General features: G+C 40.9%; 11 protein-coding genes and 1 pseudogene. All 12 read right to left on the bottom strand.

The genetic code is table 11. The features are described from left to right. A pseudogene (locus tag LD39_RS21665) lies at positions 1-1,441 on the bottom strand (sporulation protein YpjB); the annotation flags it as partial. Between the two features lie 526 nt (positions 1,442-1,967). Further along, positions 1,968-2,558: a kinase gene (locus LD39_RS00330; RefSeq protein WP_081988177.1), complete on the bottom strand. Its 591-nt coding sequence runs from the start codon at positions 2,556-2,558 to the stop codon at positions 1,968-1,970. A 104-nt stretch (positions 2,559-2,662) separates the two neighbouring features. Further along, positions 2,663-3,364, bottom strand: coding sequence for a bifunctional 2-polyprenyl-6-hydroxyphenol methylase/3-demethylubiquinol 3-O-methyltransferase UbiG (locus LD39_RS00325; protein ID WP_035541578.1), 702 nt, complete (start codon positions 3,362-3,364; stop codon positions 2,663-2,665). Between the two features lie 333 nt (positions 3,365-3,697). Beyond that, the gene (locus LD39_RS00320) at positions 3,698-4,000 is read right to left on the bottom strand and encodes a hypothetical protein (RefSeq protein WP_035541576.1); all 303 of its coding nucleotides are present in this window, start codon (positions 3,998-4,000) and stop codon (positions 3,698-3,700) included. Between the two features lie 305 nt (positions 4,001-4,305). Then, on the bottom strand, positions 4,306-4,632 hold the full coding sequence (locus LD39_RS23395; RefSeq protein ID WP_231572489.1) for a hypothetical protein: 327 nt from the start codon (positions 4,630-4,632) through the stop codon (positions 4,306-4,308). Beyond that, complete coding sequence (locus tag LD39_RS23390; protein ID WP_231572488.1) at positions 4,613-4,825, bottom strand: hypothetical protein; 213 nt, start codon at positions 4,823-4,825, stop codon at positions 4,613-4,615. Before LD39_RS23390 ends, LD39_RS23395 begins: the two co-directional genes overlap by 20 nt. After that, positions 4,826-5,053, bottom strand: a complete 228-nt coding sequence (locus LD39_RS23385) for a hypothetical protein (RefSeq protein WP_231572487.1) — start codon at positions 5,051-5,053, stop codon at positions 4,826-4,828. It abuts the gene before it with no gap. Then, complete coding sequence (locus tag LD39_RS00310) at positions 5,050-5,598, bottom strand: hypothetical protein (RefSeq protein WP_231572486.1); 549 nt, start codon at positions 5,596-5,598, stop codon at positions 5,050-5,052. The genes LD39_RS23385 and LD39_RS00310 overlap by 4 nt, the downstream gene beginning before the upstream one ends. Positions 5,599-5,600: 2 nt before the next feature. Then, entirely contained in the window at positions 5,601-5,879 is a 279-nt protein-coding gene (locus LD39_RS00305; RefSeq protein ID WP_156112534.1) for a hypothetical protein, read from the bottom strand. Positions 5,880-5,902: 23 nt separating this feature from the next. Then, on the bottom strand, positions 5,903-6,190 hold the full coding sequence (locus tag LD39_RS23855; protein WP_035541571.1) for a TIGR04104 family putative zinc finger protein: 288 nt from the start codon (positions 6,188-6,190) through the stop codon (positions 5,903-5,905). A 15-nt stretch (positions 6,191-6,205) separates the two neighbouring features. Next, the gene (locus LD39_RS00295; RefSeq protein ID WP_052158653.1) at positions 6,206-6,562 is read right to left on the bottom strand and encodes a hypothetical protein; all 357 of its coding nucleotides are present in this window, start codon (positions 6,560-6,562) and stop codon (positions 6,206-6,208) included. A gap of 11 nt (positions 6,563-6,573) precedes the next feature. Beyond that, the coding region (locus LD39_RS00290) for an SgcJ/EcaC family oxidoreductase (RefSeq protein ID WP_035541570.1) at positions 6,574-6,916 on the bottom strand (343 nt) is incomplete at its 5' end.

Raw genomic sequence — 6,916 nt, 5'->3', positions numbered from 1 at the left:
CACCGGCTCCGCCCCAAATCCAGCCGCGCTTCTCAGCATTTCCACTCTTCTTAAGAAACGCCAGCAAGGCAGATAGAACTAAAATGATTTCCAATCCTTCGCGAAGTAGGATAATCATCGCATCCCACATCGTGTAGCTCGTTTTTTCCATAACGGAATTCAGTTGTGTCTCCATATCGGAAACAACTTCTTTTGCTTGTTCCGTTTGAGGTTGGTTAGAAGAAAGCAGTCCGAGCGCTTTCGTCATTTCATTTTCAATCGATTCATAAACGGTTGCAGAGCGTGTACTTACTTCCCCTTCAATACTTGGCCATACAGAAATGAACTCTTCCATTTTGGAAGCAGCCGCTTTTGCGTCTCCATCATCAATTGCAGACTGCGTTTCAGATAGAATATCCACTAATGTTTGGATTCCATTTCCTTCTGTCCTTGTTTCCTCTTCCGATGATGCTGGAGCTTCTGAATCATTTGTATAAGATTGAATAGCGCTGATCAAAGCCTCTATGTTTTCTGTTGCTTTCTCAGGATCAGAAGAAGCATCCAACGACGCACTTACGAGGCCCATCTTCGTCTCGATTGCTTCATAAGCTTCTGAATTTGCAGATCGAACAGAATCTTCAACACCTTCCCAGCCTTCATGGAAAGCTTCGTACTCTTCTTTCGCATGAGTCCAGTCCTCGCCTTCTGCAGATTCTGAGGCCTCCTCCAGTTCATGAGTTAAGCCCGTTAATGCTTTCGCACCTGGTTGTTCTGGTGATGCTGCATTCTCGTCCTTTGCTTTTGTATATCCTTCAATCGATCCGATTAGAGCACTCAGAGTTTCTTCTGCTTTATCCACATCTGAAGAAGCATCTAATGACGCGCTTACGAGACCCATCTTAGACTCGATCGCTTCATAAGCTTCTGCATCTGCAGATCGAATCGAACCTTCGATGCTTTCCCAGCCTTCATGGAAAGCTTCGTACTCTTCTTTCGCATGTGACCAGTCTCCTGCTTCAACCGACTCTGAAGCTTCTTTGAGTTCATGGGTTAACCCTGTTAAAGCTTTTGCTCCAGGTTGGTTATCAGTAGCAGTTTTATCTCCACCGGCAGCTTGTTCAACCGATTCTTCTAGTTCGGTCAAAGCATTGATCACCTTCTGCTTATCAGCATTCCCCCCTTGAGTCAGGGCTTCTGCCTTTGCCATAGAAGATTCAATAGACTCATAGGCTTCAGGTGAACTCTCCTCAATGCCTTCTTCAACCGCTTCCCAGGTTTCATGGAACTCGCTCAATTCTTCCTTGGCTTTATCCATGTCCCCTTGTTCCGCGTATGTAACCGACTCCTCAACAAACGGGAGCAACTTTTGATACGACTGTTCAACATTCTCAGCGTGTATAGGTTGATTTGCAAACCCTATAATGAAAGTAAATAAAAAAAGACTCGAGATCAGCTTCTTCATGTTACAACCCCATTTCTTTCTATTGACTTTAAAGATTGATAATCGTTTTCATTGATAACGATTATCATTATAAGTGAGGGAATACTATCTGTCAAAGTCAATTGCAAGAAATTTGCTTACTATTTCACTTGAGAAGCTTAATTGTCATAAACGATAGATTTCCTACAAGCTTCTCACCCAGCAAAATTTCTGAGAATTTTTGTCGGAGAGTGTAGCAATTTTTGTTACGAAAAGCCCCCATTCGAGGTATCTTTTCAAATATTATCATGAGATAATTTCTACATAAGATTCAATCTGCGAATAAGCGAGGTGATTCTGATTTACAAACTTATGAGAATCAGAAACGGACGGAAGGAAACGCTTAAAAACACAAGTACTCTAAAAGATAAAGTGTTTGTTGTACGGCAGGACGCAGAACGGATGGCTCATCAAATAAATTCCAACAGCTTTAAACACCGCTTTTGGAATATAAGAAAAGTTGATGAAGGGTAGGAAACTGCCTCTTTTTTTTTGACCAAATAATCCGTTATGTACGGATTACACAATCAGCTTTTTTATCAGGTTCTACGGTTTCTAAATAAAAGTCCTCCGCTTTCCAATATCGAGTCTGAAATTTAACAAGATTTGCCCTGGTTTCTTCCTTTTCTCGCTTCCATCTTTCTTCCCGAGGACAGTCCAAATAAATGATCCAATCGAAAAAAGATCTCCACTCCTCCCTTTGCAGAAAAACACCTTCTACAACAATGACTTCTGTCTCATTCAAATCAACCATTTCTTCTACGTGACAGTCAGCTTCTGAATCGTACACGGCAAGAGTTAATGCATTAGCTTTATGTACTTGTTGGAAAAATGAGGCCCTCAACTGCACCGTGTCCCACTGTAAGTAATAATACTCCTTCCATTCTTCTTGGTCAGTATGATACCGCCTATTACGGTTCACAATGTAATCATCAAGATGAAAGATGTGTACATTTTTGTCAGCTGTCTCAAAGTCGCTCGCCAACTTTCGAACGAATGTCGTTTTACCTGAGCGGCTTAATCCATCTATTCCTAGAATGAAGTGTCCCTTCGTTTCATCCAGTTTCAATCTATCAATAGTAAAAGAATCTTTTTCCAATTGCTTTCCCTCCTTGAAGTTTCACATATTCTACTAGATCTAAATTAACTGACAATCACTGAGAGGAGTCTGAATATGAAGCGGGGATGGTCATCGGTGCCCCCTCATCTTCTAAATAATGCAGTCCAAAGATCAGGAACGCCAAAGACAGGTGAAGAGGGCTCCGCTTCGTTCATTCTTCTTATTTCAATCGGTTGGAACTCATGAAAAATTTTCTTCAGCTTGTCCTCTGTGAATCCCAGTCCTCCTCTTAAGCTTTTTTCCTTATATACTTCCCAGTCAGATAGATCAGCTCCTCCAAGCTTTCCTCCTTCCACAAAGCAAGTCAGAGCGAAGAAACCTCCTGGTGGTAATGCTCTTCTGACTACATTGATGTAACACATTCTTCTGTGTGGAGCGATATGGTGGAAACATCCGGAATCATAGACGAAATCATACACTCCTTCCTCAATAGTTAAATCAAAGATGTCTTTTTGAATGAAGTTTATATTTACATCATGAGCTTCCGCTCGTTCTCTTGCCCATTTTAAAGTGGTCTCAGCAAGATCAATTGCGTCTACCTCCCAGCCATTTTCAGCAAGATATATGGCATTTCGTCCAGGGCCGCATCCTAACTCGAGGACCTTCCCCTTAGGAACGATCCCATCCTCAACGTAGGAGACCAAATTCTCATCAGGAGCATTTTTAAAGAACGGCACTTTTTTTACCCGATCGGAATAAAATTCATTCCAAAAATGAGTCGGCTCACGTAAGCATGAATCTAACATCTGCATCAATTCTTCATAATTATGGATGGTTTCTTCCATAAGTATCCCCCTTTTCAATCGCTACCTTTATTTTACTCTACTATGGATGAAATAAGGTTACCCACCCGTTACCATTCCGTTAAGTTCATGGATTGGATAACCCTCTACTGCTGCAGAAAATGCTAATGAACCGTCCATAAATGGGGATTAAGCAGTTTACTTTACTCTATAATGGCATCATAAACGAGTTTATGTATATTCGCATGAAAGTCTTCTATTCATCCTCAGCACTTGCCTATTCTCATTCTTACATGTTCCTACATTACAATTGTTACAATGACGTTACAAAAAAGGTGCTCTCCTTTAAAAGAAAGCACCTCCTATCAAACCCGTTTATTTTTTTGTTCGATTCTTGAACTGTGGTGCATGGTCTTTAGCAAACTCAATGATTTGTTTATACGTCTCCGGATCTATATCTTTAGTGTTCGGAATATAGAGCTTAGCCGTTCCTTCATCAATGATTTTAATTCTTGCTCCTCCACGAACATACAACGTGACATAGAGGAAAGGATCTTTCATTTGGCTCTCTACCATAAATTGTTTAGGAAAATCAGCCGTAATCAAAAGTCGGTCCTCTACTTGCTTCAAAGAAAGCTGGCTATAAAAATTAAGGTTTTTCACTTCACTTAGATACAACGAACGAGCACCCCTTTTAAGAACTTTTTGTTATCTTAACATCCTCATTTGATATCCGACATGTGGCACAGCAACTTCATTTCCCATCTTACTACTTGCCACACTTGTCTATTCCCTCACAAAGTGAATTTATCGTAAAAATTTCAATAAATTCTTGTTACAGTAAATTTCTCGCTCGACCTAGCAGACGCACTATTTTCATCAACCTTTCTCTTTCTTAAAAACGGTAGAGGCAGCGATAGAAGCTATGATATCAACGATAAACGTTAGTAAAACTCCCATTGATAAACCTCCCTCATCTATTTTTATACTGAAGAAATTGAAATAGAATCGATTCCCATATAACTAGTTAAAGGCACGTTTCTGCCTTGTCGATCCCACTCGTGGTAATCCCTAAACACTTTATGCACACTTCCTGCCTGTTTTTCTACTAAGTGATGAATCGCCAAAAAACTGCGCCAATAATCAAACATTATGCTAGTCAGGCTTTCTACGTAAAATTTACTGCCAAATTCATCCAGGGAATGCACTCCGTACTTCTCTTCAAATTCAAGGACCAACGATGACTCCACCTGAAGAATTTCTAGAAATTCGCTTTCTGTAAGCAGAGATTTACGAGCTAAGTTCTTCAAACCAAATGCTATCCTCCCGTTCTTCACCAAATTCATCGAGAAACAAATCAGAGTGATGAGAAAGTTCGTGGGCAACGATGGTAAAGAGATGCTTCTCCGAAAGAGTTTCATAGAACCGGTGGACGTGAGGAAGATTTCTCCCTTCTAGCTGCTGTAGAAAGAGATTTCTCCACTCTTGAATATCCGGAGACATTTAAATGGTGTCCTTGTTCGTGAAAGCAGGAATAGGAAGGTTGGAAAAAACACTCGTCGCTAACTTACTCGTCGTCCAGACAATTCCTTTCGGTAAAGTAGTAAGTTCATAGTCTTTTTTGAGCATGTTTTGGTAGTTCTCCATGACCTCACAGCATTTTAGAATAAATCCTTCGTGCTTCTCATAATCCTTCGTCGATTCGAACGCATACACATGTTTCACATTCATCTCCCTTTCCCCCTTCTTATGTAACGTTTTATTTCTTCTGCTATGACTGCTGGAGAATATGTTCCATTAATGACTACATCCGAATCCGTTTTGATCGTCTTTTCCATTTCAAGATAGCCGATTCTTCCACGTTCTATGTAAAAGGTTAAATCGGTGAAGACGTCAGAGAGTGAATGATCTGCATAATCTCGGATCACTCGTCTCGCCATAGCAATATCTAAGGGGGTATCAATATAAATGACCAAATCAAGAAAGTTTGCCATTTCCTTGTTCTGATAAGCGAAGGGATAATCCAACCATAAGTAGGACGTTTTCTCATCGTTTAGTACCTGCTTCATATCTGCGATGAGCGGGGTTAACTTCCATTGATCATAGTCGGCACCTGCCTCCACCCACTCTATTAAGTCTTTCGGGCTTTGTTCATAATCGTAGTCATCAAAATGGAGAGCCCTCGAATCCAAGAAAGAATGCTTCAATTCCTCGGTAATTGTTGTCTTTCCTCCACCTGAAACCGAAGTGATAGCAATAACTCGTGGCCCGGCCATCATTAGGACTCTCTGTCTTGCTTTCTATTTTTTTCAAGCTGCTGAAATTCATTACTTATGTTGTTCCATTGTTTTTCTTCTTGGCTTTCATACTCTGCACTTCTCGTCCTCTGCTCAACAGGAGCCGCATCATAGTCTCTGGATCGTCCGCTGTAAATGTCGCTGGTTGGCGTATAGTTGTTTCCTGACGTTACGTTCGATTTCCCTTTGCTCACTGATTTAAAGATACCTTTTATAACAACGAACATAATCAAACCTACAAAACCAAAAAATAAGTACATAAACACCCAACTTTCGTTGATCATTATTTGCTTGTTTCTGGTCTATATCGAACCAAATATGGTGTCGGTATAGAGCCTAAAAATGCGATCATTAGACCAAATCCAATTGACATAAAGGTGCTTCCAAAGGGAGAATTCCAAATGAAAATCATCATAGGCACAATAGTTAAAACGGTCATAATAAATCTAGAAGAAAAAGTGATATGATATGCCTTCCCACACTTACGACAGGAAATCACGCTGTAAAACCAATTCGCTCTAAAAAACTCCCCCCACTTGAAAGGCGTGCCGCAAATTTCACATTCTTGCAATTTTAACGCCTCCCCTCACTCCCCCATTCGGAGCAAGTACCTCTTCTCCGTATTTCGATATTGAACAATCAGAATCCCTTTCTTTTCTCTCGTTTGAAAAATCTTTGCTCCTATCGGAAGCTCGGTAGCCATACCTTTTTTTATCTCTCCAATTTGAGCATCCTTGGTCAGATCCTGTTCCTCAATCCAATCGACACCGTTTTTATATACTTTTCCTTCAAAAACAAACAGGTCGGCGTTTGGGTTTTCCTTCAACACTTGCTTTTTGCTTAAGAGACCGCCTTCTCCTTCTCCTGGAGAAGCAGAGCAGCCAATGACTAGAAAACAAAAGGTAACCAGTATGCTGATCATAACGTGCCAGGAGTCCCTCATGTAGCCTCCTTCTATAAAATTGCCCGCAGCTCCTCTGTCATTTGTTCGACTAACTCTGGAAGTCCATGAAACTGTGGCGGCGTATTTTGGAAAAGCTCAATGTTCCACCCATCCTTCTTCCTTCCCGCTATAAGCGTGTGGTGCGTGTTCAATTCTGGATTGATATCCGACTCCCCTAAGTGCCTCATTCCTGCAATTGCTCTCAGTATAACGCTTCCTTCTCCCAAAGAACGGACACTTTTTACTTTCGTTACAAATGGAGGCGTTGGGTGACTTTCGAAAATCGGTTGTAAATGAGAAAAGATTTCTTTAGGTCCTTTGGATAGGCTTCCGTCGAACCCGATGATTTCGCCT

The sequence above is a fragment of the Halobacillus sp. BBL2006 genome (assembly GCF_000786645.1).
In the GTDB taxonomy this organism is placed as follows: domain Bacteria; phylum Bacillota; class Bacilli; order Bacillales; family Halobacillaceae; genus Halobacillus.
Note: the sequence above shows the minus strand (reverse complement) of the source record. Positions and strands in the feature narration are given on the sequence as shown.